Origin of the sequence: Dulcicalothrix desertica PCC 7102 (assembly GCF_003991905.1) — a bacterium.
GTDB lineage: Bacteria > Cyanobacteriota > Cyanobacteriia > Cyanobacteriales > Nostocaceae > Dulcicalothrix > Dulcicalothrix desertica.
In genome coordinates this window covers 333,197-358,591 of sequence record NZ_RSCL01000009.1, presented here as the reverse complement: position 1 = coordinate 358,591, position 25,395 = coordinate 333,197, and the positions used below count along the sequence as shown (strand labels likewise).

The 25,395-nt window shown below is 38.4% G+C and carries 25 protein-coding genes and 1 pseudogene; 11 read left to right on the top strand and 15 right to left on the bottom strand.

Annotated elements, in window-relative coordinates:
- Positions 1 to 16 precede the first annotated feature (16 nt).
- The 4 genes from glcD (at position 17) to DSM106972_RS20960 (ending at position 3,822) form a co-directional block, all read left to right on the top strand.
- The gene (gene glcD / locus DSM106972_RS20975) at positions 17 to 1,504 is read left to right on the top strand and encodes a glycolate oxidase subunit GlcD (protein ID WP_127082529.1); all 1,488 of its coding nucleotides are present in this window, start codon (positions 17 to 19) and stop codon (positions 1,502 to 1,504) included.
- 50 nt (positions 1,505 to 1,554) lie between these two features.
- Entirely contained in the window at positions 1,555 to 1,974 is a 420-nt protein-coding gene (arfB, locus tag DSM106972_RS20970; protein WP_127082528.1) for an alternative ribosome rescue aminoacyl-tRNA hydrolase ArfB, read from the top strand.
- A 195-nt stretch (positions 1,975 to 2,169) separates the two neighbouring features.
- Positions 2,170 to 2,664 carry a hypothetical protein gene (locus tag DSM106972_RS20965; protein ID WP_127082527.1) on the top strand — a complete coding sequence of 165 codons (495 nt, stop codon included), beginning with the start codon at positions 2,170 to 2,172 and terminating at the stop codon, positions 2,662 to 2,664.
- Positions 2,665 to 2,817: 153 nt separating this feature from the next.
- The gene (locus tag DSM106972_RS20960; RefSeq protein WP_127082526.1) at positions 2,818 to 3,822 is read left to right on the top strand and encodes an SDR family oxidoreductase; all 1,005 of its coding nucleotides are present in this window, start codon (positions 2,818 to 2,820) and stop codon (positions 3,820 to 3,822) included.
- On the opposite strand, the gene DSM106972_RS53635 is transcribed toward DSM106972_RS20960, so the two are convergent.
- Together DSM106972_RS53635 and DSM106972_RS20950 are read right to left on the bottom strand one after the other, a co-directional pair.
- Entirely contained in the window at positions 3,819 to 4,025 is a 207-nt protein-coding gene (locus tag DSM106972_RS53635; RefSeq protein ID WP_127082525.1) for a hypothetical protein, read from the bottom strand. The genes DSM106972_RS20960 and DSM106972_RS53635 overlap by 4 nt on opposite strands.
- A 151-nt stretch (positions 4,026 to 4,176) precedes the next feature.
- Complete coding sequence (locus tag DSM106972_RS20950; protein ID WP_127082524.1) at positions 4,177 to 4,437, bottom strand: hypothetical protein; 261 nt, start codon at positions 4,435 to 4,437, stop codon at positions 4,177 to 4,179.
- A 210-nt stretch (positions 4,438 to 4,647) separates the two neighbouring features.
- On the opposite strand from DSM106972_RS20950, the gene DSM106972_RS20945 reads away from it, so the two are divergent.
- The gene (locus DSM106972_RS20945; protein WP_127082523.1) at positions 4,648 to 7,539 is read left to right on the top strand and encodes a two-partner secretion domain-containing protein; all 2,892 of its coding nucleotides are present in this window, start codon (positions 4,648 to 4,650) and stop codon (positions 7,537 to 7,539) included.
- A 60-nt stretch (positions 7,540 to 7,599) separates the two neighbouring features.
- Here the strand turns inward: DSM106972_RS20945 and glgA are convergent, their stop codons facing one another.
- On the bottom strand, positions 7,600 to 9,081 hold the full coding sequence (gene glgA / locus DSM106972_RS20940; RefSeq protein WP_127082522.1) for a glycogen synthase GlgA: 1,482 nt from the start codon (positions 9,079 to 9,081) through the stop codon (positions 7,600 to 7,602).
- Between the two features lie 266 nt (positions 9,082 to 9,347).
- Between glgA and DSM106972_RS20935 the strand changes: the two genes are divergently transcribed.
- A complete protein-coding gene (locus tag DSM106972_RS20935; RefSeq protein ID WP_073617914.1) occupies positions 9,348 to 9,584 on the top strand; it encodes a CTB family bacteriocin in 237 nt (78 codons plus the stop codon).
- Between the two features lie 184 nt (positions 9,585 to 9,768).
- A complete protein-coding gene (locus DSM106972_RS20930; RefSeq protein ID WP_127082521.1) occupies positions 9,769 to 10,992 on the top strand; it encodes an FG-GAP repeat domain-containing protein in 1,224 nt (407 codons plus the stop codon).
- A gap of 66 nt (positions 10,993 to 11,058) precedes the next feature.
- Here DSM106972_RS20930 and DSM106972_RS20925 read toward each other — a convergent pair whose 3' ends face one another.
- Positions 11,059 to 12,063 (bottom strand): YihY/virulence factor BrkB family protein, encoded by a 1,005-nt coding sequence (locus tag DSM106972_RS20925; RefSeq protein WP_127082520.1) that lies wholly within the window; start codon positions 12,061 to 12,063, stop codon positions 11,059 to 11,061.
- Between the two features lie 394 nt (positions 12,064 to 12,457).
- Between DSM106972_RS20925 and DSM106972_RS20920 the strand changes: the two genes are divergently transcribed.
- Positions 12,458 to 12,688 (top strand): hypothetical protein, encoded by a 231-nt coding sequence (locus DSM106972_RS20920; RefSeq protein WP_127082519.1) that lies wholly within the window; start codon positions 12,458 to 12,460, stop codon positions 12,686 to 12,688.
- Here the strand turns inward: DSM106972_RS20920 and DSM106972_RS20915 are convergent.
- From DSM106972_RS20915 to DSM106972_RS20875, 9 genes are all read right to left on the bottom strand, one after another.
- Positions 12,685 to 13,752 carry a glycosyltransferase family 9 protein gene (locus DSM106972_RS20915; RefSeq protein ID WP_186538719.1) on the bottom strand — a complete coding sequence of 356 codons (1,068 nt, stop codon included), beginning with the start codon at positions 13,750 to 13,752 and terminating at the stop codon, positions 12,685 to 12,687. The genes DSM106972_RS20920 and DSM106972_RS20915 overlap by 4 nt on opposite strands.
- Before the next feature lie 374 nt (positions 13,753 to 14,126).
- Positions 14,127 to 14,468, bottom strand: a complete 342-nt coding sequence (locus tag DSM106972_RS20910) for a cupin domain-containing protein (RefSeq protein WP_127082518.1) — start codon at positions 14,466 to 14,468, stop codon at positions 14,127 to 14,129.
- A 56-nt stretch (positions 14,469 to 14,524) separates the two neighbouring features.
- Positions 14,525 to 15,694 carry a zinc-dependent alcohol dehydrogenase gene (locus tag DSM106972_RS20905; RefSeq protein WP_127082517.1) on the bottom strand — a complete coding sequence of 390 codons (1,170 nt, stop codon included), beginning with the start codon at positions 15,692 to 15,694 and terminating at the stop codon, positions 14,525 to 14,527.
- Between the two features lie 101 nt (positions 15,695 to 15,795).
- The gene (locus DSM106972_RS20900; protein ID WP_127082516.1) at positions 15,796 to 16,428 is read right to left on the bottom strand and encodes a hypothetical protein; all 633 of its coding nucleotides are present in this window, start codon (positions 16,426 to 16,428) and stop codon (positions 15,796 to 15,798) included.
- A 75-nt stretch (positions 16,429 to 16,503) separates the two neighbouring features.
- Positions 16,504 to 17,673, bottom strand: coding sequence for a zinc-dependent alcohol dehydrogenase (locus tag DSM106972_RS20895; protein ID WP_127082515.1), 1,170 nt, complete (start codon positions 17,671 to 17,673; stop codon positions 16,504 to 16,506).
- 9 nt (positions 17,674 to 17,682) lie between these two features.
- Positions 17,683 to 18,375, bottom strand: a complete 693-nt coding sequence (locus DSM106972_RS20890; protein ID WP_127082514.1) for an SRPBCC family protein — start codon at positions 18,373 to 18,375, stop codon at positions 17,683 to 17,685.
- Between the two features lie 76 nt (positions 18,376 to 18,451).
- Positions 18,452 to 19,543: a DJ-1/PfpI/YhbO family deglycase/protease gene (locus DSM106972_RS20885; RefSeq protein ID WP_127082513.1), complete on the bottom strand. Its 1,092-nt coding sequence runs from the start codon at positions 19,541 to 19,543 to the stop codon at positions 18,452 to 18,454.
- A 35-nt stretch (positions 19,544 to 19,578) separates the two neighbouring features.
- Positions 19,579 to 19,977: a DUF2267 domain-containing protein gene (locus DSM106972_RS20880; protein WP_127082512.1), complete on the bottom strand. Its 399-nt coding sequence runs from the start codon at positions 19,975 to 19,977 to the stop codon at positions 19,579 to 19,581.
- A 617-nt stretch (positions 19,978 to 20,594) separates the two neighbouring features.
- A complete protein-coding gene (locus tag DSM106972_RS20875; protein ID WP_127082511.1) occupies positions 20,595 to 21,629 on the bottom strand; it encodes a serine hydrolase in 1,035 nt (344 codons plus the stop codon).
- Positions 21,630 to 21,916: 287 nt separating this feature from the next.
- Here DSM106972_RS20875 and DSM106972_RS20870 point away from each other — a divergent pair.
- Positions 21,917 to 22,360: pseudogene (locus tag DSM106972_RS20870) on the top strand (Fur family transcriptional regulator); the annotation flags it as partial.
- A 729-nt stretch (positions 22,361 to 23,089) separates the two neighbouring features.
- Positions 23,090 to 23,521, top strand: a complete 432-nt coding sequence (locus DSM106972_RS20865) for an FKBP-type peptidyl-prolyl cis-trans isomerase (RefSeq protein ID WP_127082509.1) — start codon at positions 23,090 to 23,092, stop codon at positions 23,519 to 23,521.
- 75 nt (positions 23,522 to 23,596) lie between these two features.
- Here DSM106972_RS20865 and DSM106972_RS20860 read toward each other — a convergent pair whose 3' ends face one another.
- Both DSM106972_RS20860 and DSM106972_RS20855 read right to left on the bottom strand, forming a co-directional pair.
- Positions 23,597 to 23,812, bottom strand: coding sequence for a hypothetical protein (locus DSM106972_RS20860; RefSeq protein ID WP_127082508.1), 216 nt, complete (start codon positions 23,810 to 23,812; stop codon positions 23,597 to 23,599).
- Between the two features lie 54 nt (positions 23,813 to 23,866).
- Positions 23,867 to 24,250, bottom strand: a complete 384-nt coding sequence (locus DSM106972_RS20855) for a hypothetical protein (protein WP_127082507.1) — start codon at positions 24,248 to 24,250, stop codon at positions 23,867 to 23,869.
- A gap of 326 nt (positions 24,251 to 24,576) precedes the next feature.
- Here DSM106972_RS20855 and DSM106972_RS20850 point away from each other — a divergent pair, with 326 nt between their 5' ends.
- On the top strand, positions 24,577 to 25,383 hold the full coding sequence (locus DSM106972_RS20850; protein ID WP_127082506.1) for an energy-coupling factor ABC transporter permease: 807 nt from the start codon (positions 24,577 to 24,579) through the stop codon (positions 25,381 to 25,383).
- Positions 25,384 to 25,395 lie beyond the last annotated feature (12 nt).

Below are 25,395 nucleotides of genomic sequence, written 5' to 3'. Positions count from 1 at the left end.
TCATAAATAAAAATCTATGCTTATTCAAGAAAAACCGCAGCAGCGCAATTGGAAGCCAATAATTAAGGAACTTGAAGCTGTACTAGGATACAAAAATGTTGTGCAGCGTCGTGAAGAGCTTATTACTTATGAGTGTGATGGTTTAGCTAGTTATCGTGAGCGTCCTGCTTTGGTGGTGTTACCTCGAACTACTGAGCAAGTTGCAGCGGCTGTTAAAATTTGTAATAAGTATAATATACCTTTTATTGCGCGCGGTTCGGGTACTGGATTATCGGGAGGCGCCTTACCCGTCGAAGAGTGTGTACTAATTGTCACCTCAATGATGCGGCAAATATTGAATGTAGATTTAGATAATCAACGTGTAGTAGTGCAACCGGGAGTTATAAACAGTTGGGTTACACAGACTGTGAGTGGTGCTGGTTTTTACTACGCTCCTGACCCTTCGAGTCAAATTATTTGTTCAATAGGTGGGAATGTCGCTGAAAATTCAGGTGGGGTACACTGTCTCAAGTACGGTGTGACAACGAATCATGTGTTGGGACTCAAAATAGTTACTGCGACTGGTGATATTGTTGATTTGGGTGGAATGCTTCCAGAAATGCCTGGTTATGATTTAACTGGTATATTCGTTGGTTCTGAAGGCACTTTAGGTATTGCTACGGAAGTTACATTACGTATTCTCAAAGCTGCTGAGTCTATATGCGTACTGCTTGCTGATTTTACTAATGTTGAAGCTGCTGGCGCCAGTGTTGCCGATATTATTAGTGCAGGCATTATTCCTGGTGGTATGGAAATAATGGATAATCTCAGCATCAATGCAGTTGAAGATGTCGTTAAAACAAACTGCTATCCACGAGATGCCACAGCTATATTACTTATTGAAATAGACGGTTTAGAAGTTGAAGTTGCTCACAGTAAAAAATTAGTCGCAGAAATTTGTCGCAGTAACGGCGCCCGTAATGTTACCTCAGCAAGTGACCCCGAAACTCGTTTAAAATTATGGAAGGGCAGAAAAGCAGCATTTGCAGCAGCAGGACACGTCAGTCCAGATTATTATGTACAAGATGGAGTCATTCCACGTACACAACTACCATACGTATTAAAAGAGATTGAAGAATTAAGCCAAAAATCAGGATATCGAATAGCCAACGTCTTTCATGCCGGAGACGGAAACTTACACCCACTCATACTTTACAACAATTCCATACCTGGTGAATTAGAAAAAGTTGAAGAAGTCGGCGGTGAAATCCTAAAATTATGTGTCCGTGTTGGTGGTAGCATATCTGGAGAACATGGAATCGGCGCCGAAAAACGCTGCTACATGCCCGAAATGTTTTCAGACTGCGACCTAGAAACAATGCAGTTTGTCCGACAAGTATTTAACCCCAAAGGTTTAGCCAACCCCACCAAAATCTTCCCCACCCCCCGCACCTGTGGAGAAGCAGCAAGAGTAATGGGAGATGGCGCCAAAAAATTTGAAACCTCTGGAGTTGAAAGGTATTAACCTGTAGGTTGGGTGGAGGCTTTGCGTAACCCAACACAAATATAATATTTATGTTAGAAATCTCCAGTAAGGTAATTATACCAGAAAATGAAATCGAAATTAGCGCAGTACGCTCAGGAGGCGCCGGAGGTCAAAACGTAAACAAAGTTGCAACTGCCGTCCATTTGCGCTTTGACATTAAAGCATCTTGCTTACCTGAGTTTTACAAAGAGCGCTTATTAAACCTCAAAGACAAACGTATTACCCAAGATGGTGTTATAGTTATCAAATCTCAAGAACACCGCACCCAACTTCAAAATCGTGAAGAAGCTTTAAAAAGACTTCAAGAACTTATAAAAAGTGTTACGGTTATCAAATTAAAACGAAAAGAATCTGTACCAACTCGTTCTTCACAGTTACGGCGCCTTGATAGTAAAAAGAAACGTGCCCAAACCAAGTCAAATCGAGGAAACGTCACAGACGACTATTAATAAAATCCTAGAAACCGGGTTTCTGTAATAATAACGGCGATTTGTCTGCGACAATGAATGCATAGAAGCCCGGTTTCTAAAATATCATAAACTGTATTTAGATTTATATTTGTGCAAAATACTTCCTGATGTGGAACTTTATAGCTAGGATATTGTCCATAGTTGGTAGTATCCTGCATTCTAGATTTTAAAACGATGGTGTTAGACTTCAATATCAAGGTTCGCCCTCACGGGTATGTATATAGCGACTTTGGTTTTTACCCTAGTAAATATACCGAAATTGAAGTGACACCACCACAGGATACTATTGCCAAATTAGAAGCGGATATAGCCGACTTAGAAATTATGAGCAATCAACTAGCACAAGCTAAACAGCAAAATCAACAGCAAACTCTTGAATCAAAAATCGAATTTGGTGTACAAGAGTTAGAGCAAATAGCCGAAAGAATTAACTATTTAGCAGCTCAACTCGAAATTGAAATGCACAACTTTAAAACTGTTGCCGTCGAGGTTAACAAAAATTATCATCAACAACAATTAAATTCAAATAATCCTGAAAATAATTTAAAACCTAACCGTTGGATACCTTTAAATATTTGGGACATCCATTTCTCATCCATTCCAACGATAATCAAACGTGGTACAAAATTTATTATCGTTGAAAAAATCGTTAATTTGTTCAAATATTAACTGGATTTTTGAGTATATTGCTGTAAAAACCAAGTATTCTATTCCCTTCTTAATATCTTTAGATAGAGTTGACCCTCAATCTGTCGAATGATGTAATAATCTGTAATAAAAATTATCACATAAGGGTAGGGAAAAATTATTATAAACTGAGTTATGCTTCTTAAACCAATTAATCAGCAAGTAGTTGCTATAATGGGTGCCTCTAGTGGCATCGGTCGGTTAACAGCGTTTATGTTCGCGCAAAAAGGCGCCAAAGTTATGGTATCCGCTCGTTCGGAAGCGGGATTAAAATCGTTAGTATCGGAAATTCATTTATTCGGTGGTGAAGTAGATTACGTTGTTGCTGATGTCAGCAATATTGAACAAGTTAAAGCATTTATTGAGAAAACAGTAGCACGATATGGGCGCCTAGATACATGGGTGAACGCAGCAGCTACAGGTGTAATGGGTCGCTTTGAAGATGTTACAGTTGAAGAATTCCAGCGTGTAATTGATGTAACATTAATGGGTCAAGTCAACGGTGTAACAGCAGCTTTACCTTACCTTAAGCAACAAGGAGGAGCAATTATTTGTGTTTCCTCAATGGAAGGTAGAAGAAGTCTGCCATTACAAAGTGCATATTCAACAGCAAAGCATGGTTTAGAAGGATTTTTAGAAGCTGTGCGGGTTGAGTTAATGCACGATAAGGTACCCGTTAGCGTCACATCCATACTTCCATCAGTTATAAACACACCTTATTACAATAAAATTCGTACCAAGCTGGGTGTCAAACCAACAGGAATACCACCTTATTATCAACCAAGCGTTGTTGCTGAAGCAATTATTTACGCAGCAGAACATCCAACGCGCGATTTTATTGCTGGAGATGTTGGTAGAGTATTAGATGTACTTCAAAGACTCTCACCAGGATTAATAGATATAATATTAGCAACAATAGGTTTTGTTGGACAACGTACAACAGAACCAAAATCTGAAGCTGCACCCGATAACTTATATGAACCGATTGAAGGGTATGACAAAATAGAGGGTGATTTTGGCAAGTTAACAATACCAACTTTTCTAGACAACCTTGATAAAAATCCAACCTTGAAATGGGGTTTTGCTGCTGCTGTAGGAGCTGCCACCATTTTCGGCTTGCTTCCTAAAGATCAAGCTTAACATTCCTTATCTTCTGTAAACCTTGTGCAAATCTTGTGCAAATCTTGTGCAAATCTTGTGCAAATCTTGTGCAAATCTTGTGCAAATCTTGTGGAATGGGCATCCCTGCCCGTTCCATTAAAAGGCGCCTTATTTCGTAACTTATATCTTGCATCTACATTTTTGCGTGTAATATTAATTGCCGAATCTATAACTACGCTCATACCCGCCGTGCGTACTAAAAGTCGCTAGGCGTTGGGGCAAAAGTTCATTAAAATGGACTGCGGATAAAAGTAATATTAAGAACATGCTTGTTTGAACTCAAGAATTAATACGTAGAGGTGCAAGATGTCAGGTAAGGTGCAAGATGTAAATTTACAAATCAATACCTCTATCTTGTAGCTGCTTTAATAATTCTTGATAACGCTGACGTTCCTGAGCAAGTTCGCTTTGCGCTGCTTCCTTATTAAGTCTTTCTGTTTCAGCAAGTTGCTCCGCTTGCTGGCGCCGCTGTTGTTCGAGTTGTCGTTGTTGTTGTTCAAGCAAAGCGCGTTGTTCTGCTTGCTGACGCTGCTGGTCTAACTCTACGGGTGTCACAAACTTTAATCCATCAGGACGATAAATTTCAAGTACCATATTGCAGCACCTCCAGTTTGGCATGAGGTAATTATCCTCAGTTTAACGGTAGATGCGGTAAGTTACCACCGCACGTTATGGTAGTAAAATATTATGAACTCTATATGTACTATTTATATGATATGACAGCTATTTAACTGGTACTTGATATTACTTTATGTGTTAGTGCTAAATTGGCAACAGACACTTATCAAAAACTCTTGGCCAAAAATGCGTGCATCATTGATAAAATCATCTTTACTGATGTTCTTTTTGTTACTTGCCAAGCCAGCAACAGCAGAAATTATTCCAGATGGTACGCTACCAGCGAATTCTAAAGTAATACAACAGGGAAATACTAGCCTGATTGAAGAAGGTACTATTAAAGGTACAAATTTATTTCATAGTTTTGATGAATTTTCTATATTCTCTGGAAATACAGCTTATTTTAATAATTCCTTAAATATTCAAAATATTATCAGTCGAGTAACGGGTACATCTATTTCTAATATAGATGGATTGATTCGCGCGAATGGTAGTGCTAATTTATTCTTATTAAATCCTAATGGATTTATATTTGGGCAAAATGCAAAGTTAGATATTGGTGGTTCGTTTATTGGCACATCTGCCAATAGTATGAAATTTAATGATGGTTTTGAGTTTAAAGCTACTAATTCCGAATCAACACCTTTATTAACAGTAAGTACTCCCATTGGTTTACAGTTTGGCGCCAATCCGGGACATATTACTAACTTTTCTCGTGCCACTAACCAAAACGGTGAGATTATCGGTTTGTCTGTACCATCAGGAGCAACTTTAGCTTTAGTTGGTGGACAAGTTGCAATTGATGGTGGCAATTTAACGGCGCCTGGAGGTAATATAGAATTAGGCGCCATTAGTGCAAATAATACCGTTAATCTTATACCTACAAATTTTGGTTGGAAACTAGATTATGAAAAAGTAAGTGGTTTCCTAGATATTCGTGTAATTAATAATGCTACTGTTGCTAGTAATTTTAATGGTAGAGGTAATATTACAATTACAGGCAATAATATTGATATTTTATCTAGTCGTATTCAAGCTGGTATTAATTCTGGATTGCAATTAGATAATCAACCAGGAGATATTGCTCTTAACTCGCAAGGAAACATCACGGTTGATGCAGGGGTGATTACGAATAGAGTTGATGGTATTGGAGATGCTGGTAATATTAACTTGACGGCACAATCGCTTTTTCTTGATAATGGTGCCGAAATTACTGCAAATAATTTGGGTGAAGGTAATGCGGGAAACATAACTATTAACGCTACAGATACTATTTCGCTATCGGGAGTCGCAACCAATGGTTCCTCTATAGTCATAGGTGCAAGTCTATTCGGCGCCAAAGGCAATGGGGGTCAAATTACTGTGAATACTGCAAATTTATCTTTAACGAAAGGTGCCACAATTGTTGCTCATACTCTTGGAGAGGGGAATGCTGGTAATATTGAAGTCAATGCTAGCAACAACATCAATATTAGTGGTTTAGGTAGTAACGGATTTACTTCGGGTATTGGTAGTCAGGTTTTCCCCGAAGCTGTGGGAAATGGTGGTCAAATAGTTTTAAATGCTCCAATAGTAACTTTATCAGATGGCGCCAATGTAGTCGCTCATACTTTTGGAGAAGGAAACGCAGGTAGCATTGAAATTAATGCTGAAAAAGTATTTTTAGATGGCTTGGCAAGTAATGGTGAATCTAGTGGTATAGGTAGTGCTGTTTTTGAAAACGCTAAGGGGAACGCTGGAGAAATTGTTATTAACACCAATTCTTTGTCTGTAACCGATAGTGCTTCATTATTTGTTGCGACTTTTGGACAAGGGGATGCTGGTAGTATAACCATTAATGCCTCATATAATGTAATTTTTGATGGAGTTGGCGCCAATGGTCGTTCGAGTAATGCATTTAGTACTGTAGAAGAAAAATCTAGCGGTGATGGCAAAGAGATAAATATTACAGCAAATACCTTAAATGTTAATAATGGAGCTGTTATTGGTACTACTACACGCGGTAAAGGTGACGGTGGCAATATCAATATTAAAGCTAATCTTTTAGAAGCACAAGGAGGCGGAGAAATACTTAGTACTAGTCGCAGTAGTGGAAATGCAGGTAACATTACTGTAAACGCAACTGAAAGTATTAATTTTTCTGGCAACGACCCAAATTTTTCTCAAAGATTAGCACGTATAGGTAGACCAATAGTACGCAACGAAGGTGCTGGTAGTGGTTTGTACGCTAACACCGATGAAAAATCTACCGGAAAAGGCGGTAACATTAACGTTACCACACGCCGTTTTACAATTACCGATGGCGCCATAGTTAATACTAGTGCCTTTGGACAAGGTTCCACAGGTGACATTCAAATTACAGTTTCTGATTTATTTATTAATGCTGCCGATATTGCATCTTCCAGTCTTTTTGGTCAAGGTGGCAACATTAATTTACAAATTGCAGAAACATCTATATTCCGTAATCAAAGTACAATTTCAACACGAGCAGGTACTTTATCTAGTGGTGGTGGAGACGGAGGAAATATTAGAATCAATGCCAACGTATTAACAGCTTTAGAAAGCAGCAATATTAATGCTAATGCATTCCAAGGACGCGGTGGAAACATTCAAATATCAGCTTCTGGTTTACTTCTTTCTCCTAATAGCTCTATTACCGCTAGTTCTCAACGAGGAATTAACGGCAATGTACAAATTAACACACCTGATGTTAATCCTACTTCTGGATTAGTAGAACTCCCAAATAATTTTTCCGACCGCTCCAATTTAATAGCTCAAGTTTGTCCAGCATTTCAGGGTAATTATTTTACAATAACTGGACGTTCCGGTTTACCAGCTAACCCATCTGATACAATTCGCACTAACTTAACTGAAACTGTTGATTGGGTGGCGCAAAATTTTCCTAAAACCAAACCTGAAAAAGTAATTAATTATCAAAACCTAAAACCGAAAACGACAACTAAAATTATCGAAGCAACTAGCTGGGTTAAAAATAAACTTGGAGAAGTTATGTTAGTAGCCTCTACACCAAGTATCCAAACTACTAATACTGCATCTAGAGATTTATGTCAACAGTAAACATAGAGACGCGATATATCGTAGAGACGTGATATATCGCGTCTCTACAAAATGCGAAATTTATTCCCATTGGTGGCGAATACTATCGTATATTTCTATATACTTATCACCGGGATGATTCCATGAATAATCGTATTCCATTCCTTGAATAGCTAACTGACAGAATAGGTCGGGATTGATGTTATATAAATCTATCGCTCGTCCCATTGCTGATTCTAAAGCGTAATTATCTAGGTCAAAGAATACAAACCCGTTACGTGTTTCTTTGGAGTGCATTTGGTCATAGTCCCAGTCAAATACTGTGTTTACTAACCCACCAACACCTCGCACTATTGGCACTGTGCCATATTTTAGACCAATGATTTGCGTGAGTCCACATGGCTCATAGTTACTAGGCACAACTATCATATCGGCGCCTGCATATATTAGGTGCGATAATTCCTCGTTGAATCCTAATTCAATATGTACATCTGGGTTCTCTGCTAAAAAAGATTGTTCGTGAACAAACCAACTGTTGATACTGGGTTCAGTGGCAGCACCAAGTAAAACAAATTGGGCGCCGCGTTCGAGGGCATGATAAATTGCATGGTGAACTAAGTGTACACCCTTTTGAGCATCAAGGCGCCCAATATAAGCAATTAGGGGTTTATCACTATCGCTTAACTTTAACCGTTCGCGTAAAGCCTTTTTATTATATTGCTTCTGTTCAAAATCTTCACAAGCGTAATTGAAAGGAATGTATTTATCAACTTTAGGATTCCAAAATTCAAAGTCAATACCGTTGAGAACTCCTTGGAACTTATCGCGATGTAAGTATAAAGTGTGTCCTAAGCCGCAGCTAATATCAGTATGTTCGGCTTCCCAAGCATGATGCGGTGATACTGTTGTAACAGCATTTGAGTATACAATACCCGCCTTCATCATATTCAGTGCAAACGGATTAAAGTTATCCTGTAGCTTATCGTACTGATAATAATATTCAGGACGGTTCAAACCAGTTGCTTCTAAAACCTCGTTTCCACATGTACCTTGGTGTTTGAAATTGTGGATAGTATAGCAAACGCGCTGGAATTCCATACCGTTATACTTATATATCTCGTATAACATGACAGGTATTAAACCAGTTTGCCAGTCATGACAATGAATAATATCTGGGCATTTATTACTTTGTTGCAAGAACTGCAAAGCTGCTTTACTAAAGAATGCAAACCGCATATTGTCGTCATTGCACCCGTAGTAACACCCACGATGGAAAAAGTTGTCTTCTGAATGCGGTTCAATAAAGAAGCAAACTCGACCGTGTACCCAACCGCAATATACAGAGCAATGAATTCGTCCACCATACCAGGGTACCCAGAGGTCGCGGTACGCATCATGTAATCCCCATATATGGTCATAGCGCATACAATCGTACATGGGAAGAATCAATTCGACACAATGCCCCTTGTTCTCTAACTCCCTACTTAGTCCGTACACGACATCGCCCAAGCCACCTGCTTTTATTACAGGCGCACACTCTGAGGCTATTTGTACAATGTACATTTTTTACCCCCCCGGTTAATAAAAATTAATCTTATCCATCTTCTAAAATATATGCAATATGTACTTTAAAGCAAAATATTTCACTATTATTCATCGCAACGCATCGTTTTCTAAATCTTATCAAACTAAAGTATGACTATTTTCGATGGAGACGAGGCGCCATTTATCCCAACTTTTTCCCGATACCCAAGCGAAAGCGAAATTTATAGTATATATACAAGAAAGCCAACAAACGCATTCAAATAAATATAACGGAGATTAAAAATATGTCTAATGAAGCAATTGAATTATCACTGGATGAACTTGATAATGTCGCAGGTGGTTTATCTTTAATACTAGGTGATATTGGTGGGTTTGCGTCAAGTGCCAACAATAGTTTTTATCAAAAAACTTTGAATGTTGCTCAACAAACCTATGCAGGCCCTAATGGAAGCTATACTGGTTCACTATTCAATTTTAGTGAAGTAGCATCTAGTGCTGGGCAAAATATTGTTATTAGCTAGGTCTTCTGAGATGTTGGTGTGTAACTTCAAGCGTCACGCACCCGAAAAAATGATTATAATATTTATGCGTGATAATTTTTTTTGATATTTACGCTACTTTCTCAAAAAGAAAGTATGTTACTATTTTACAGATTATTGAGTAAAAAACATTAAGAATTATTGAAAATTACTCAATAATCGTATCATGGACTCTTCTAAATTATCAGCAAATACCCCTTTTGGGAATATAGATTCAGTTAGCGCTTTTATACCAAAGAATGACCTGATAGACAACCCAGGTTTTAGTTTTGATTTTAGTAAGTCTTCTAATTCATCTTCAGGAGAAATATCGAACCAACAATATAATATACCCAGGTCTAATCCAAATCCTAATTCCATTTTTAGTAATCCTGCTACATACGCCGATTTTAATGGGGATGGCAGAAAAGATTTATTGTGGCGTAATGATAAGACGGGTGAAACAGCTATTTGGATAATGGATGGCAAAAATATATCTGAAGGTAAGTTTGTGCCAAGTATGAGTTCAGACTGGGAGTACAAACTAGGTGATTTTAACCGCGATGCCAAAAGTGATATTTTTTGGCGCAATAGAAAAACAGGTGAAAATAGCTTGTGGATAATGGATGGTGGTAATGTTGCTAGCTCCACTCAACTACAAACCATAGACTCTAATTGGAAACTAGATATTGCTGATTTTGATGGTGATGGTAAAAGTGATGCATTTTGGCATAATACCGCAACTGGTGAAAATGCAACTTGGTTGATGGATAATAATAACGTCAAAACCGCAGCTTATCTGACTCGAACAGAGGATTTAGGTTGGGAACCAACGATAGTTGATTTCAATGGTGACGGTAACACAGATTTGTTTTGGCGTAATAAAAAAACCACTGAAACCGCAATTTGGCTGATGAATGGCACCAATTTCTCTGGTTCATTCTTGCAAAAAATGGATGCAAATTGGGATTATAAGATAGGAGATTTTAACGGAGACAGCCGAAATGATGTTCTATGGCACAATAAAGCCACAGGTGATACATCAATGTGGTTAATGAATGGAACTCTACTTTTCAGCAGTGACCTTGAGAAAGTAAATTCGGATTGGAAAGCTGATATCGGTGATTTTAATGGAGATGGTAAAACCGATATTTTTTGGCGTAATCAAACAACTGGAGAAAATACAGCTTGGCTGATGGATGGCTCATCGGTTTCTACTTCAGCATTTTTGGCTAAAACTGACCCATCGTTGAAATATACTATCGGTGATTTCGATGATGATGGTAAGACTGATATTTTCTGGCGTGACACCACAAGCGGTGACAATAAATTATGGTTCATGAATGGTACTACTGCTTCGGAAAGTACCGTAATTAATGCTGGCGCCGAATGGAAAACCAATATTAACTAGTAGCACAGGCCGGAAAGCCTGTGTATTATTTACCCCGCCTGTGTTTTAGGTCAGACGGGGCGCCAATTAATAATTTTTTTTGCGCTTATTCTTAGACGGTTTCAACTGGCGCCACAAACGATTTAACCAATTATTATTCTTACGAGATGTACGCTTAGAATTATTCGGTTTCATTCCCTGTTGTAAACGCGCTTCTTCTGTTATTGGTACTGCGTTTTTATCGGGAACTATTTGTGTTCCGTATCTACGTGCATATACCTGTGTAAATTCGGCGCCGAAAAATAAAATTTGAGCAGCGTAGTTAACCCAGAACAAGATTACTACTATCGAACCAGCGGCGCCATAAGTAGAGTTAAATGTGGCTCTTGCTAAGTAAAAACCTAGTAAATATCTACCAATTGAGAATAATAACGATGTTATCGAGGCGCCGATTAAAACATCACTCCAAGCAATTTTAACATCTGGAAGAACTTTAAAGATTAATCCGAATAATATAGTCGTAACAACAAAAGATACAAAAAATGTGACTAACTGCCAAATACCATCAATACCTGGTAATAGATTTTGAAAATAACCGACTGTAGCAGATAAAGCAGTACTCATCACAAGTGATACTAGCAATAAAAACCCGATTCCCAAAATCATCGTAAACGATAAAAACCTTTGGCGAATCATGTTTTTTACTGCACGTCCAGGTTTGGGCTGTACTTCCCAAATTGTATTGAGTGAATCTTGTAATTCTGTAAATAGACCAGTAGCACCAAATAATAGTACTAGAACACTAATTGCTGATGCAATCGTTCCTTGTTGAGGTTGACTTGCGCTTTGAATGGCGCCTTGAATAAGAGCAGCACTTTCTTGACCTACTAAACCTCGAAGTTGTACTTCGATAGCACCTCTTGCTGCCTCTTCACCAAATACGGCGCCGACAACAGCAATGATAATGATTAACAAAGGAGCGATGGAAAATATCGTGTAATAAGATAATGCGGCTGCTAACCGTGAAGCCTTATCCTTTGACCACTCTTCAAACGTCTCCTTAAACAGACTAACAACCTTATTAAATATCAAGTGACTCTCCTTTACTGCCTAGCGTCAACTCCACTGAATTCTATTAATACTCCACACTACTGAGGTAAGCATCCTTCTACAGACACTTCTCATCGCAGTCAAAAGAAATAAATTATAAATAAACCGGGTTTATAGGAAAAATCTTGATTTTTATGACAAGACTCAATAAAAAAAACAGTTTTTATAAATTACTGTATATATTGTAATGACGCAAAAAAGCGCTTTCCAGAGTGGTAATGCATACCGCTGTATCAGAGTGTAATGTGGAAGTCCGCATTTTCTCGGTTTATTAAGTAATCACAATCAAGGCAATATTTATAGATGTAAGTTAGAAATTGCTCAATAACAAAGCTTTGTAAGATAAAAAACAAAACGTGAAAATATGAGGGAAATAATGAACACAGCTGACTTAGACTTTTTCAACACAAACGAGATTACCGTAACCATACCTAAGCCATATCTTGAAAGATTGTATAATTTGCTCAAAGATAGCTCACAAAACAATGACCAGTCTTCAAAAGCAAAAGATGCCCAGTTACAAGAGCGAGTGCAAAAAATGCTTCAACAGCGTGAAGACCATGATATTTTGGCTTATTTAGATTGGGTGTTAAAGCAAAATAGCTAGAATTTTGATGACAGTAGTGCGTCAACTTGCGTCATGACCATTGCTGGAGTCACCGCTAATTTAGCAGACATCTGACGAAGATTACCCTCACTGTTAAAACCAATCCATTCGGTTATAATTTTGTAATCTGAACTCAATATACGATGAAGTTGACGGTCTTGTGGCGCCCACCGTTCGACTTCACCATCAAGTATTACGATACTTTTAGTGTGTAATGCAGCAGCTAAATATGATACAAAAATATTATTGCAAATTAAAAGTGAAGTATTAACTAAGAGCGCTGATAATGCTCCAATGCTGATTTTTCCCACTAAATTGACTGATGAAATTGAGGAAAGAGAAGCGACTGTGGCCGCTAAATTAGTTTGTTCTGCTGAACCTGTTAATACTACTTGATAACTGCGTTCTGTAATTGCTTCGGCAATTTTGGCTAAGTTTTCAGCTGACAAATGTCGTTGAAAATTATCTAAATCAATGCAGACATATTTATCTGGTGGTAGGTAATTTGTAACTTCAATTTTGCTCAACTCAATAAAATCTGTTTGTAAAAGTGGAAATTCTAATTCGTCGTCTTTAACTGGGATACCTAAAAATTTCATTAATTTTAGATGGCGCCATATTTCCGGTTGGTTATCAGGATAATGTATAAAGTGGGTGGGGTCTGGACAATAATAACCGCTCATATAAAATCCGGCGTTAATACGGGCACCGAGTAATGAAGTAAAGCTATTTATAATAGTACCGTTATCGTGCATTTGTAACGCTAAGTCAAACTGTAGAGCCTGAACTTTGGCTAAAAATTCTGGAATTTTGTGAACTGATGGTGATTCTGGAATACCTGGATATCCTGGAAATTCAATAAAATCGTCAATTAAGTGGCGCCATCGCTGTTTTATAATCTCTGGAGAGAATAATCCTATTAAAGTTATATGAGCATGAGGGAATGCTGCGCGTAATGCTCGCAAAGCTGGAATAATGCACATCAAATTTTCCAAACCAGGCAGCGCGCGCACTATTGCAATGCGTTCAATATGCTGCTTTAACAAAAGTTGATTCACTACCATTATTATTACCTGCGCCGCATCATCAAACAATATCCAACTATTTCCATGCCAGGTCATCGTGCTAACGGCATAATATACAATTGTTTTCTTTTATACTAAATATAGTCAATCTACGACTAAAGGTATACAGATATTTGTAATTTATACCAATAGCAGTATCATTCTCTACTATAAAATATAATTACTTTTAGCGATTGCCCAGCAAGGCGCCTAGTTAGAAGCAAGTATCGCGTATCTAATACAAACAATTGATTACGCGATGGAGCGAATGGAAGAAATGTTAAGACGCTCACTTAATCCACGTTTAGAGTGTTAATCAAATTTAAAAGGGCGGGCAAGGATGCCCACCCCACAAGAATTATTTGAAGATGTTGTTAATTTTCGTCACGTCCATGCACTTGTGCTGGTGGACTTGTTGCTTCGACTGCGGTAAATGATTCTAAGATTTTGTAGGTGTGGGATGCTCCTTTGGGAACTACCCATGAGTTACCTGGTTCAAGTTTTACTACTTGACCTTCGAGGTGTAACTCTGCTGTACCTTTAATGACGTAACCTACTGTTTCGTACTCGCGTGCTGTTGGTTCTTTAGCTTCACCTGGTTGTTCGTCTTGCCAAAGTCGCATCGAAAGGGTTTTTCCTGATGCTAAATATTTTTGTCCGAGTTGACCTGTGGGTGAGTAAGCAGAATCTACTTTTTTAACGCTTGTGTCAGCCATGATTATTTTCTCCTTTTATGGTGGTGCTGCGGCGCCGACTATTATTTCTACATTTGCTAAGGTTTTAAGACAATTTTGATGCAGTTGTCTTTTTTGTGCTTGAATATGTCGTAACCATGCGGGGCCTGATCTAATGGCAGAGTGTGTGTAATTACAAAGGTTGGGTCAATATCACCGTTTTGAATACGTTCGAGTAAAGGTTTTAAATATTTATGAACGTGTGTTTGTCCCATTTTAAAGGTTAGAGCTTTGTTCATTGCGGCGCCCATTGGCAGTTTATCAACAAATCCACCGTAGGCGCCTGCTATAGATACGTGACCACCTTTGGCACAAGAAACAATAACTTGACGTAATGCTGTAGGACGGTCGGGTTCTATTTTGACGGCTTGCAAAACTTGGTCGTGCAATGCCATAAAATCAGTACCATGCGCCTCAAGTCCTACTGCGTCAATAACTGCATCTGGGCCACGACCTCCTGTCATTTCTTTGAGCGCTTCACCTACATCTAGTTCTTCGTAGTTAAGAACCTCTGCTTTACACATGTCTTTCGCCATTTGTAAACGTTCAGGAATACGGTCAATAGCTATGACTCTTTCGGCACCTAACATAAACGCGCTTTTTATGGCAAACTGTCCAACTGGTCCACATCCCCATATAGCGACGATATCACCTGGTTTGATATGACAGTTCTCTGCTGCCATATATCCAGTTGGAAAAATATCTGTTAAAAATAAAACTTGCTCATCAGTCATTCCATCAGGTATTTTGAGTAAACCTGTATCCGCAAATGGAACACGTGCATATTCTGCTTGTCCACCAGCGTATCCTCCGAAGATGTGCGAGTATCCGAATAATCCCGAAGGTGAATGACCCATAACCTTTTCTGCTAACCAACCATTGGGGTTAGAGTTATCGCATAATGACCACAAGTCTTTTTGACAAAAGAAACAGTTACCACAAGCGATAGTAAAAGGAACAACAACTCTGTCACCAACTTTGACATTTTTGACAGATGTTCCTACTTCTACCACTTCTCCCATAAATTCATGACCTAATATATCCCCACTCTGCATTGTCGGAATATAGCCATTATATAAATGTAAGTCTGAACCGCAGATAGCTGTTGAAGTGATTTTAATTATCGCATCGCGCGGATTTAATATTTTTGGGTCTGGCACTGTATCTACTTGGACTTTATTGGCGCCATGCCAGCATACTGCTTTCATAATTATATTCCTTATTTATTTCTCTCTTCTCTTTTCGCTCTTTGCGTCTTTGCGGTTCGTTAAAAATAAACCACAAAAACACAAAGGTCACAAAGTAAGAGTTATGGTATTTGATAATAACCGCTACGAGTTCCTGTTACAGGTTCAACTGCTTTTTCTACTTGTTTTTCAGTAGTGCGTAAGAACTCTTTAGTCGCACGGGGTGTTTCTTCGTTCAAATTGAGTTTTTCTGTTACTGTTTCAGCGGTTTCTTCGATTTTTTCTTTAATTTCTTCTATGATGTTGCCGCTGCTGGTATTGTAGTTTTTGGTAGCGCTTTCGTAGCTATTTTCTCTTATGCTTTTGTGAACATCATCATCTGGCACACCTTTATAGTATACGCCTTCAGGCGATACTACTGTTCCATCGCTGCTTTGAGATTTATTTCTAGCTTGTTGTCCAACAGTGCCGTCGTCAACTTTGGTTCTATAGAACTCGGTCTCGTCAGCATTATTCTTGTAGTTCTCACCTTTGATACCGTTATTTTGTTTGTTTCTGTTGGTATCGCTATCGTAGCTATTTTGTTTGAGGTTTTTGTGAATACTATCATCTGGCGTACCTTTGTAGTATACGCCTTCGGGTGATACTACTGTGTTATCAGCAAATGCTGGTTGGATGTTGGTGTTACCAAATTGAATTGTGATGAATGCAAATGCTGCTATTAATAAAGTCAATGCTCTACGTAATATATTCATTGAAAAGTTACTCCATTGGATAGATGTAGAAATTTTGAACTCAATCGACGCAAAATTCGCCAAAAAAATTGTTTTTTACGGCTTTAAGACTACTTTAATACAGTTATCTTTCTTTTGCTGAAATATTTCGTAACCGTGCGGCGCCTGTTCAAGTGGAAGTTGATGTGTGACTACTTGTGAAGGGTCAAATTTACCTTCTAATATCATTTCGAGAAGCTTATGCATGTATTTTTGACCGTGCATTTGTCCCATGCGGAAGGTTAAACCTTTATTAAAAGCGGCGCCGAGAGGGATTTTATCAATGAAGCCTCCATATACACCCATAATGGAGAGGGTGCCACCTTTACGACAAGCTAACATCATTTGTCGTAAAACATGGGGACGGTCAGTTTCTAAACGCAATTTTTGCTTTGTTTGGTCGTAAAAGTCCTCAAATCCTACACCATGTGCTTCCAAACCTACAGCATCAATACAAGCATCAGGACCACGACCACCCGTCATTTCCTTTAATGCTTCACCTGCGTCTATTTCTTCATAGTTAATTACTTCAGCTTTGGCATATTTCTTGGCTAACTCTAACCGTTCTGGAAAGCGGTCAATACCAATAACTTTCTCAGCACCCATCATATAAGCACTGATCATTGCAAATTGACCGACTGAACCACATCCCCATACGGCTACAGTATCACCAGGTTGAATATTACATAACTCGGCGCCCATATATCCGGTTGGGATAGCATCCGAGATAAATAATAATTTCTCATCTGGTATATCTTTAGGAACTTTAAGAGTGCCAACATCCGCAAATGGAACTCTTACATACTCAGCTTGGGCGCCTGCATATCCACCAAAAGTATGAGAATATCCATAAATAGCTGAAGTGATATTACCAAATAGTTTCTCTTCCATCCAACCTTTATGGTTAGAATTATCACATAGCGACCACATATCATGCGAACAGTAGTGACAGTGACCGCAACCAATCATCGAAGGTACTACTACTCTATCACCGACTTTAAGATTACTGATATTACTACCAACATCAACTACTTCTCCCATAAATTCATGACCGATGATATCACCAGGCTGAACAGTAGGAATATAACCACCATATATATGTAAGTCCGAACCACATATGGCAGTGGATGTAATTTTCAAAATAGCATCGCGCGGGTTAATAATCTTTGGATCATCTACAGTTTCAACCCGCACGTCATTTGCTCCGTGCCAACAAACAGCTTTCATAATTTTACCTTACTTTCCGCGTGGTTGTCCTTCGGTTGTGGCTATTTCGCCAGCTTCCATTAACATCTTGAAGCGACGTAGCTCATCACCTATTTGCTGTTCTGGCTCTTCCCCGAAGAGTTTTGCAAAAGCTGCTGTTAAAGCGCCTCCTGGTGGAGTATATTCCATTACAACTTTCACTTCGGTACCTCTGTCTCCAGGTGCTTTTGTAAACCTAACAAAACCAGAGTTATCCACATCTGCATCTTCTACAGAAGCCCAAGAAATAAACTCATTCTCACGGTCTTCGAGAATTTCAGCATCCCATTCAATACTTGTACCTAATGGCGCCGTTGCAACCCAGTGTGAACGTTTGTTATCAAGCACTTTAACTTCTTTGAGATGCTTCATAAAATTAGGCAAGTTCTCCAAGTTACGCCAAAAACGGTATAACTCATCAGCAGGTTTGTTGATAGTTACCGTTTTTTCAACTTTAATAACTTGTCCTATTCCTATAGCTTCTTGTGCTTGTTGAATAGTACTTTTTTTCTTTACACCTTGGTAAAGTAGTCCACCTCCAGCTATAGCAGTCAATACTCCCCGTAGTGAACGCTGCTTCAAGCCCATTAGTACCATAGTACCGCCACCAATTAACGAAGCCCAGCGTTCAGTATCGCCTGCTTCGTTTTGATTACTACTTATATTTTCTGATGTTGATGCCACTTTTCTACTCCATACATACTATTAATATTTCTCTGTGGAGACGCGATTTATCGCGTCTTTACATAGATGAAAAGGTTTACATAGTGACAGCGGCGCCAGTTGTTGGGTTAGCTGGTTTCATATCGGCGCCAACTTTGGTACGATACAATTCAACTAAACGCTGCTCGGACATCATTAAGTCTTTGACAATTTCTGCAAAAATAGCAGTTGATATTGGGTCAGTAGTAGAAGGCATTAAATTGCTAAGGTCGCCAATACCAGTTTGCACGTCACCTAATGCTGAACGTAGCTGGAATATATCATCACTACCTGTTAGCGCAGTTTTCACTTTCGCATACTGGTTAGCTATATTCGCAGTCAACGAAGGTTTTTCGCCAAGTTGATTTAATCGCGCTTCTAAATATTGAATATGGCGCCCTTTGTTTTGAATCATCTCTCCAAAGAGTGATTTAATTTTAGAATCAGATTCTTTTTGCGAATATTGTTCGAGTGCTTCGAGGGAATATTTCTCACCAGCTAAAGCTGTATTGAGTGCTTTAACTATTTCACCCTTGGTTGAACCACCCCAAGCATCAGCTAATTTCCACCATTCTGCGTCTTTATTTCGTTCGTCTGGTAACGCTACATCCTTGCCACCGTAACCTAACCGACTCAAAATTGCTGTGCTAAATACAGCCAAATCTCCAGGTTGACGTGATGTAATTAAATTACCATCAACTACTAATGCTTCATCAATATAATTAGCGCCTGCGTTAATCATATCCTTCCGGATAGCCATATATCCAGTGGCTTTCTTACCCTTGAGCAAGTCACCTTCTATCAATAACTGAGGCCCGTGACAAACAGCAGCGACTATCTTGTTTTGTGCCATCGCTTCCTGCACAAATCTTACTGTATTACGGTTACAGCGCATTTTATCAGGCGCCATACCACCAGGTATAACAACGGCATCAAATTCAGCAGCAATAGCTTCACTTGTCGTAGCATCTGGTTTCACAGAGACTTTGCCACGCTTACCTTTATAAGTCTCGCTCATCCGAGAACCAAGGACAACTACATCCATTCCTGCTTGCTTTAAAGCATTATAAGGTACCTCAAACTCTGCATCTTCTACATCTGCTTCAATGAGAATAGCTACTTTCTTCTTATGATGACCATTACTTGACATATTATTTATCTCCAATTGTTGCTCTACAATATCAACTATGCTTTAACTTCATTTTTGACAGCAGGTAATATTTCGCTGTAATCATCAGAAAAATTTAAACGTACATCTTCAAACTCACCTGCGGATACTGCACTTTCTACAACACTAAATACCGCACGAGCGTGACTGGTGGCGACTTCCGTAGAAACACCTTCTTTGTCGCTCACCATTTTGATAAATTCGTCACACTTGAAATAATTCCCATTTTGACCTTCACGTCCATGTAAAAATTCACCTAATTCTTTAGGTAGTTGTGAAGCTAAATCTTTTGCCTCATCACCAACAATACGTTCGCGAATAGTTTCCAATGTTGCACGAGTAGCATTTATAGCTTCCTCACGGGAATTTAACTTAGCTGCATCTTGTACTTTCTTAATAAACTCGTCGTACTTCATAATCTTGGTTGAGGATATTTATTTCTATTGCATTACAAATCTACATATACAACTCGCTTTAAGAAGAAATATATGAGCTACAAGTCTAAATAAGCAATATAAGATATATTAATTATCCTTACTTATAGCCCATAAATATCAAGGAGCTAGTTGACGATTTTTGATACTTATTATGCTATCTATCAAAGAATTTCAAAGCTTCGCTCTAAAGAGAGATATACTAATTTTTTACCGTCCGAAATATAATATCTAAAAAAAAGTCAAATTTTACAAAACTTAGTCTAAAATAAAATAAAAATATTAAAAATACTGTTATAAACAAAAAAAACAGCTATGAGTCATGACATTCATAACTCATAACTATGCGTGAAGTGGCTATAGCGTGAATTGACAATTACTAGACTACGCATAATTCGCAAGTATATCTTCGCTCCAAAGGAATATCTCGGTGTATATGTATCTCTATCTAAAGTAGTACTTCTATTGGGGTATAGAGACTTGACGGAAAAACGTTATTGTGAAGTAGCGGTTGACCCCGCATAAGCACGAAGATTATGAAGATAGAATTTAATCAATGTAGAGACTGAATTAATACGGTCTCTACATTTGCAGCATAATTACGGCAAACGTGTGACGGTTGGTTGGTCTAGATAGTTATACACCAATTGAGAAACTTGGCGAATAAAATCCCTAGCTTGCGGACTATGATGAGGTCTTCTTACTAAAATACCAGCCAAATATTTTCTACCTGAAGGTGTTTGGATAATACCCGCATCTCCCAGCACAAATCTTAAAGTACCAGTTTTGTGAGCAATATTGGCGCCTTTCCCCAAACCAGAAGGTAATAATCTACGATTTTGGCATCGATACATTATATTTAAAACTTGAGTACGACTCGCATCACTAAGTAAATTACTGTTTGTCACTAAAGCTGATAAACGTACCAAGTCTTTCGCACTTGTTCTATTCGTTCCCCCAAAGTCTCCTAACATATTTCGCATTGCAGTCTGCTCAAGTCCCCACTTGCGAAAACGTTGATTTAATTTTGCAATACCTCCTAAACGTTCGATGACCATATTAGTTGCAGTATTATCGCTTATAGTCATCATTCGAGTTGCCGTCTCTAACAAACTAAATTTAGTTCCACTCCGACGAAAGCGCATATTCCCCGAACCACCCGCTAAGTGTCTGCGTTGCATCACCATTGTTTCATCCAGCCGAATTCTACCCGCATCAACTTCTTCAAATAATGCAATCAAAACTGGATATTTTATTGTACTGGCAGCAGGAAATATTCTTTCTCCATTAATATTTAAGTAATCACCTGTTTGTAAATCTAAGAAAAATAGTCCTGGTGTCAGCGACTTGTAGCGATTCATCAATGTTTTGATTTGAGTTTCTAACAATGACATCTCTTGTCTTAAACTAATAACACCAGCAAATTTAGAACTATTTATATTTACTTCTGGAACTGAGATAGGAACAGAGTCATTTCGCTCCTTCGGGGGAATGAATCGAAGTCCTGGTAATGGTATTGTATTTGTACTGAATGAAGTAGCTAGCTCGTTAACCTTTGTTGTTTGCTCCGCTTTTGCTGTCAATGGGAACAGGATAACACTTAAACAAGTAAGTAATAAAAAATTAGATTTCATGTGTATATTTTGTGAGGAACACAGAGATGTAACACGCAATTTAAAAAAGCGTGTTATAAAAAAATGCAATCGACAAACCATCGTATTTAACAATATCTATATTGTCAAGAATTCTATTTTACAGAAACCCGGTTTTTTTGTTGAAATATTGTAATAACAATAACTATTTTGCGTAAAAACCGGGTTTCTTCAGGTTTCTATTTCGCAATAAGCCAATGTTTATTGCAACGGGAGCGCCTATGTATCGTATGATTAATTGATGTACCATAGCGAGTGAGTTGTAATTTATGTATACAGCAAATTCTCTCAAAGCCGAACTAAACTCCAAAGGGTGGCGATTGACACCTCAGAGGGAAGTAATATTAGAGGTGTTTCAAAATCTGCCACAAGGAAAGCACCTAAGCGCAGAGGAACTATTTGCTCTGCTAGAAAAACGTCAAGAAGGAATTAGCTTGTCTACTATTTACCGTACCTTAAAGCTCATGACGCGGATGGGGATATTGCGGGAACTAGAGTTAGCAGAAGTACACAAACACTACGAGCTTAACACATCATCACCCAATCATCATCACCACATGGTGTGTGCCCAGTGTAATATGACAATCGAATTTGAAAATACTTCTATTCTCAAACAAGCAACAAAACAAGTTGAAAAATCAGGCTTAGAACTAATTGACTGTCAACTAACCATTTACACGATATGTCCCGAAGCAGTACGCAAAGGATGGCCAGCCGTTGTTTCATCTGACTGGGTATGCTCGCGCGCAATAAGAGCCGCTGAACTTGAAGAAGGCGCCTCTTTTTTATAAGTTGTACTCTACGTCCTTAATTTTAGGGGTAGGCACCGATTTACCAACAGTACACAACATGCAGGAAAACAACGTTTATGATTGTTGGTAAATACTTCACCCCCAAACCTGCTACCTTCTCTTGAAACTAGTTTCATACTAACTTACGCGATTGTGGCGCCTTTATCTGTGCCTTATATGTTACACTTATACGTGTAAGTAATTAATTCGAATATAAATGTATATAATTATACGTTATTTTAAAAAGCTTAGTTAAATTGACTTTAATTATGAGCATAGCTTTTAACCTGTATGATGCGCCAAAATAATTCACCTGTCTGTAGGCGCCAGTGAACCAATATATGCAGCAGCATTAGCAACAAACTGGGGAATATTCATAAAAGGTCGTACTGCCATATAGCTATAGATGAATTAATGTCTTAAATTTTTGTTGAGTCTGCAAACCCTGCTATATTTCTAGGGTAATGTGGTTCGAGAGTTAATTTAATTTACTCACGCTGATTATTAAATTACACCTTTAAATCACTTGAGTAGAGTAGGAGCCAATACCCAACTAAAGAGGGATGTCAATAGCTTCCTAAAGTTGGTCAGATGGTATGCAAGCCTGTACCTCAAGGTTGACATGATTACAAAAGTTTTGGAGAAACATCAATGGGACAAGCAAAAGTAGGTGACACAGTAACAGTACACTACACAGGTAAATTGACTGATGGCACAGTTTTTGACTCTTCGTCAGGGGGCGACCCGTTAGAGTTTACAATTGGTACAGGACAGTTAATACCTGGATTTGAGGATGCAGTTGTAGGAATGAACGCTGGTGACTCAAAAACTACTCATATCCCCGTAGAACAAGCATATGGTACATATCGTGATGACATGGTTATTGAGGTAGACCGTGAACAAATGCCACCCGAACTAGAGCCAGAAATTGGTCAACAGTTACAACTCCAGCAACCCACAGGTCAAGTTATACCCGTCGTCATCACCGAAATATCAGACTCTACCATCACTCTAGACGCAAATCATCCTCTCGCTGGCGAAGATTTGGTCTTTGATATTCAACTAGTTGGTATCGGCGCCTAAGTTTCGTAACATCGTAGGTTGGGTGAAGCCGCAGGCGTAACCCAACATAAACCAACTTCTAACTATTTTCCGTCCCTAATTCCACTTCTTGCATAACTTTGCTCTCGCCAGAAATATATTTTTTGGTTCTGGACTAGATAAACGGGCGCCTTCTGGCTTTGCGCGGTTAGCTATTGGGTTAACACTTTTTGTTGATTTAATACAAGGCATTGTCAACTTAATCAAAAATGAAGCAAAGTAATTCGATAGGTAAATACAGTAGCCAAGTCCTGGTGAAAGACTTGGCGCCACATTTAAAGTAAGTCTACCACTACTTAAAATATCTTAATTACATATGCACCAAAATTAATAAACCAAGTTACCTGTACCTGTTAACTGACGCAAAGAATTGAGACAATACGGACAGTCACAGCCAAATAGCTTAATTGCAGCATCGCTCTCTTCTTCTGTAAAATCTAACATTGCAACATTTGTATTTGTTGCCCCATTCACAACAGTTTGCGATACTACAGGTTTGGCGCCTAAGCTCCTCTCAGAATCACGAATACAAATAAAATTATGATGTCCGTGAGGATTGGTGATACATGTTTTATTGTCGCGTGTATGAATTAATTTCTGCTCTAGACGCTTTTCTACCGCGTGTGCAGGATTAATTAACGATAGTGTTGACATTAATGAGGTAAACACAGTAGAAGTTGAAAGCAAAATGAGAATGAATTTCTTGTTCATAGCCTTTCTTAAAAAAACAAGCTTGACCGCCTAAGTTGTTCGATAACCTATGTCATGGTCAAGCTATTTGTTAATAGAATACCCGTCCTTGACTAAAATAGGCGCCTAAATGTTTCTTATTTTTAAAATTTTTAAGCGCGAATAATTTATATGGTCAGATGTAACCATGCACGTTATAATTAGAAAATTTGCTTAAACAACTATTTGCTTTTTCGGGCACTAAAGTCGATAATGATAATTCATTTCAAGTGGCATATCTTGAAATGGCGATATATCATATATTTTTTGGGTATACTTTTTTAGGATTACCAGCAAAGGTGTAAAGAATGTTAAGTAATATTTCAATATCACCACGAAAGTGGCGCCTAATCAATTTGAGTTTAATGGCATTTTTAAGCTTTTACTTAGTTGTTGGTTCCGAAGCAAAAGCACACGCAATGCACATCATGGAAGGTTTTTTACCTAAAGAGTGGGCAATATTTTGGTTTATAGTTGCCTTACCGTTTTTTGTATTAGGTTTACGCAGCATCACACGCATCACCAACGAAAAACCTGAGTTAAAATTACTCTTGGCATTATCAGGCGCCTTTACCTTTGTACTATCAGCATTAAAAATACCCTCAGTTACGGGTAGCTGTTCACACCCAACAGGTACAGGACTAGGCGCCATATTATTCGGCCCATTAACAATGTCAGTACTCGGAACCTTAGTATTAATATTTCAAGCATTATTATTAGCACACGGTGGTTTAACGACATTAGGAGCCAATGCATTTTCAATGGCAATAGTTGGGCCAATCGTTGCCTTTTGGATATACCGTTTAATTGTGTCAACTGGTAAACAAAGATTAGCAATATTCTTAGCATCTGCTGTAGCCGATTTAATTACATATATAGTCACATCTATACAATTAGCCTTAGCATTCCCTGCCGCAACAGGTGGCTTTGTCGCTTCATTCCTAAAATTCGCTGGTATTTTTGCAATCACACAAATACCCCTAGCCATTAGCGAAGGACTACTAACCGTCTTAGTCTGGAACTGGTTAACTAACTACGGGCGCCAAGAATTAGAAATGCTGAATTTAATACAGAAACCAGGTTTCTTCAGCACTGAACATAACAATCTTCAATAAAAAAGAAAGAAA

Bases quoted from the DNA above. Each gene is read 5' to 3' on its own strand.
- DSM106972_RS20900 (WP_127082516.1), bottom strand. From the start codon at position 16,428: ATGAATATATTACGTAGAGCATTGACTTTATTAATAGCAGCATTTGCA.
- DSM106972_RS20910 (WP_127082518.1), bottom strand. From the start codon at position 14,468: ATGGCTGACACAAGCGTTAAAAAAGTAGATTCTGCTTACTCACCCACA.
- DSM106972_RS53635 (WP_127082525.1), bottom strand. From the start codon at position 4,025: ATGAGCGTAGTTATAGATTCGGCAATTAATATTACACGCAAAAATGTA.
- DSM106972_RS20930 (WP_127082521.1), top strand. From the start codon at position 9,769: ATGGACTCTTCTAAATTATCAGCAAATACCCCTTTTGGGAATATAGAT.
- DSM106972_RS20920 (WP_127082519.1), top strand. From the start codon at position 12,458: ATGAACACAGCTGACTTAGACTTTTTCAACACAAACGAGATTACCGTA.
- arfB (WP_127082528.1), top strand. From the start codon at position 1,555: ATGTTAGAAATCTCCAGTAAGGTAATTATACCAGAAAATGAAATCGAA.
- glgA (WP_127082522.1), bottom strand. From the start codon at position 9,081: ATGTACATTGTACAAATAGCCTCAGAGTGTGCGCCTGTAATAAAAGCA.
- DSM106972_RS20945 (WP_127082523.1), top strand. From the start codon at position 4,648: ATGCGTGCATCATTGATAAAATCATCTTTACTGATGTTCTTTTTGTTA.
- DSM106972_RS20935 (WP_073617914.1), top strand. From the start codon at position 9,348: ATGTCTAATGAAGCAATTGAATTATCACTGGATGAACTTGATAATGTC.
- DSM106972_RS20915 (WP_186538719.1), bottom strand. From the start codon at position 13,752: ATGGTAGTGAATCAACTTTTGTTAAAGCAGCATATTGAACGCATTGCA.
- DSM106972_RS20885 (WP_127082513.1), bottom strand. From the start codon at position 19,543: ATGTCAAGTAATGGTCATCATAAGAAGAAAGTAGCTATTCTCATTGAA.
- DSM106972_RS20895 (WP_127082515.1), bottom strand. From the start codon at position 17,673: ATGAAAGCTGTTTGTTGGCACGGAGCAAATGACGTGCGGGTTGAAACT.
- DSM106972_RS20905 (WP_127082517.1), bottom strand. From the start codon at position 15,694: ATGAAAGCAGTATGCTGGCATGGCGCCAATAAAGTCCAAGTAGATACA.
- DSM106972_RS20850 (WP_127082506.1), top strand. From the start codon at position 24,577: ATGTTAAGTAATATTTCAATATCACCACGAAAGTGGCGCCTAATCAAT.
- DSM106972_RS20960 (WP_127082526.1), top strand. From the start codon at position 2,818: ATGCTTCTTAAACCAATTAATCAGCAAGTAGTTGCTATAATGGGTGCC.
- glcD (WP_127082529.1), top strand. From the start codon at position 17: ATGCTTATTCAAGAAAAACCGCAGCAGCGCAATTGGAAGCCAATAATT.
- DSM106972_RS20965 (WP_127082527.1), top strand. From the start codon at position 2,170: ATGGTGTTAGACTTCAATATCAAGGTTCGCCCTCACGGGTATGTATAT.
- DSM106972_RS20855 (WP_127082507.1), bottom strand. From the start codon at position 24,250: ATGAACAAGAAATTCATTCTCATTTTGCTTTCAACTTCTACTGTGTTT.
- DSM106972_RS20880 (WP_127082512.1), bottom strand. From the start codon at position 19,977: ATGAAGTACGACGAGTTTATTAAGAAAGTACAAGATGCAGCTAAGTTA.
- DSM106972_RS20865 (WP_127082509.1), top strand. From the start codon at position 23,090: ATGGGACAAGCAAAAGTAGGTGACACAGTAACAGTACACTACACAGGT.
- DSM106972_RS20950 (WP_127082524.1), bottom strand. From the start codon at position 4,437: ATGGTACTTGAAATTTATCGTCCTGATGGATTAAAGTTTGTGACACCC.
- DSM106972_RS20875 (WP_127082511.1), bottom strand. From the start codon at position 21,629: ATGAAATCTAATTTTTTATTACTTACTTGTTTAAGTGTTATCCTGTTC.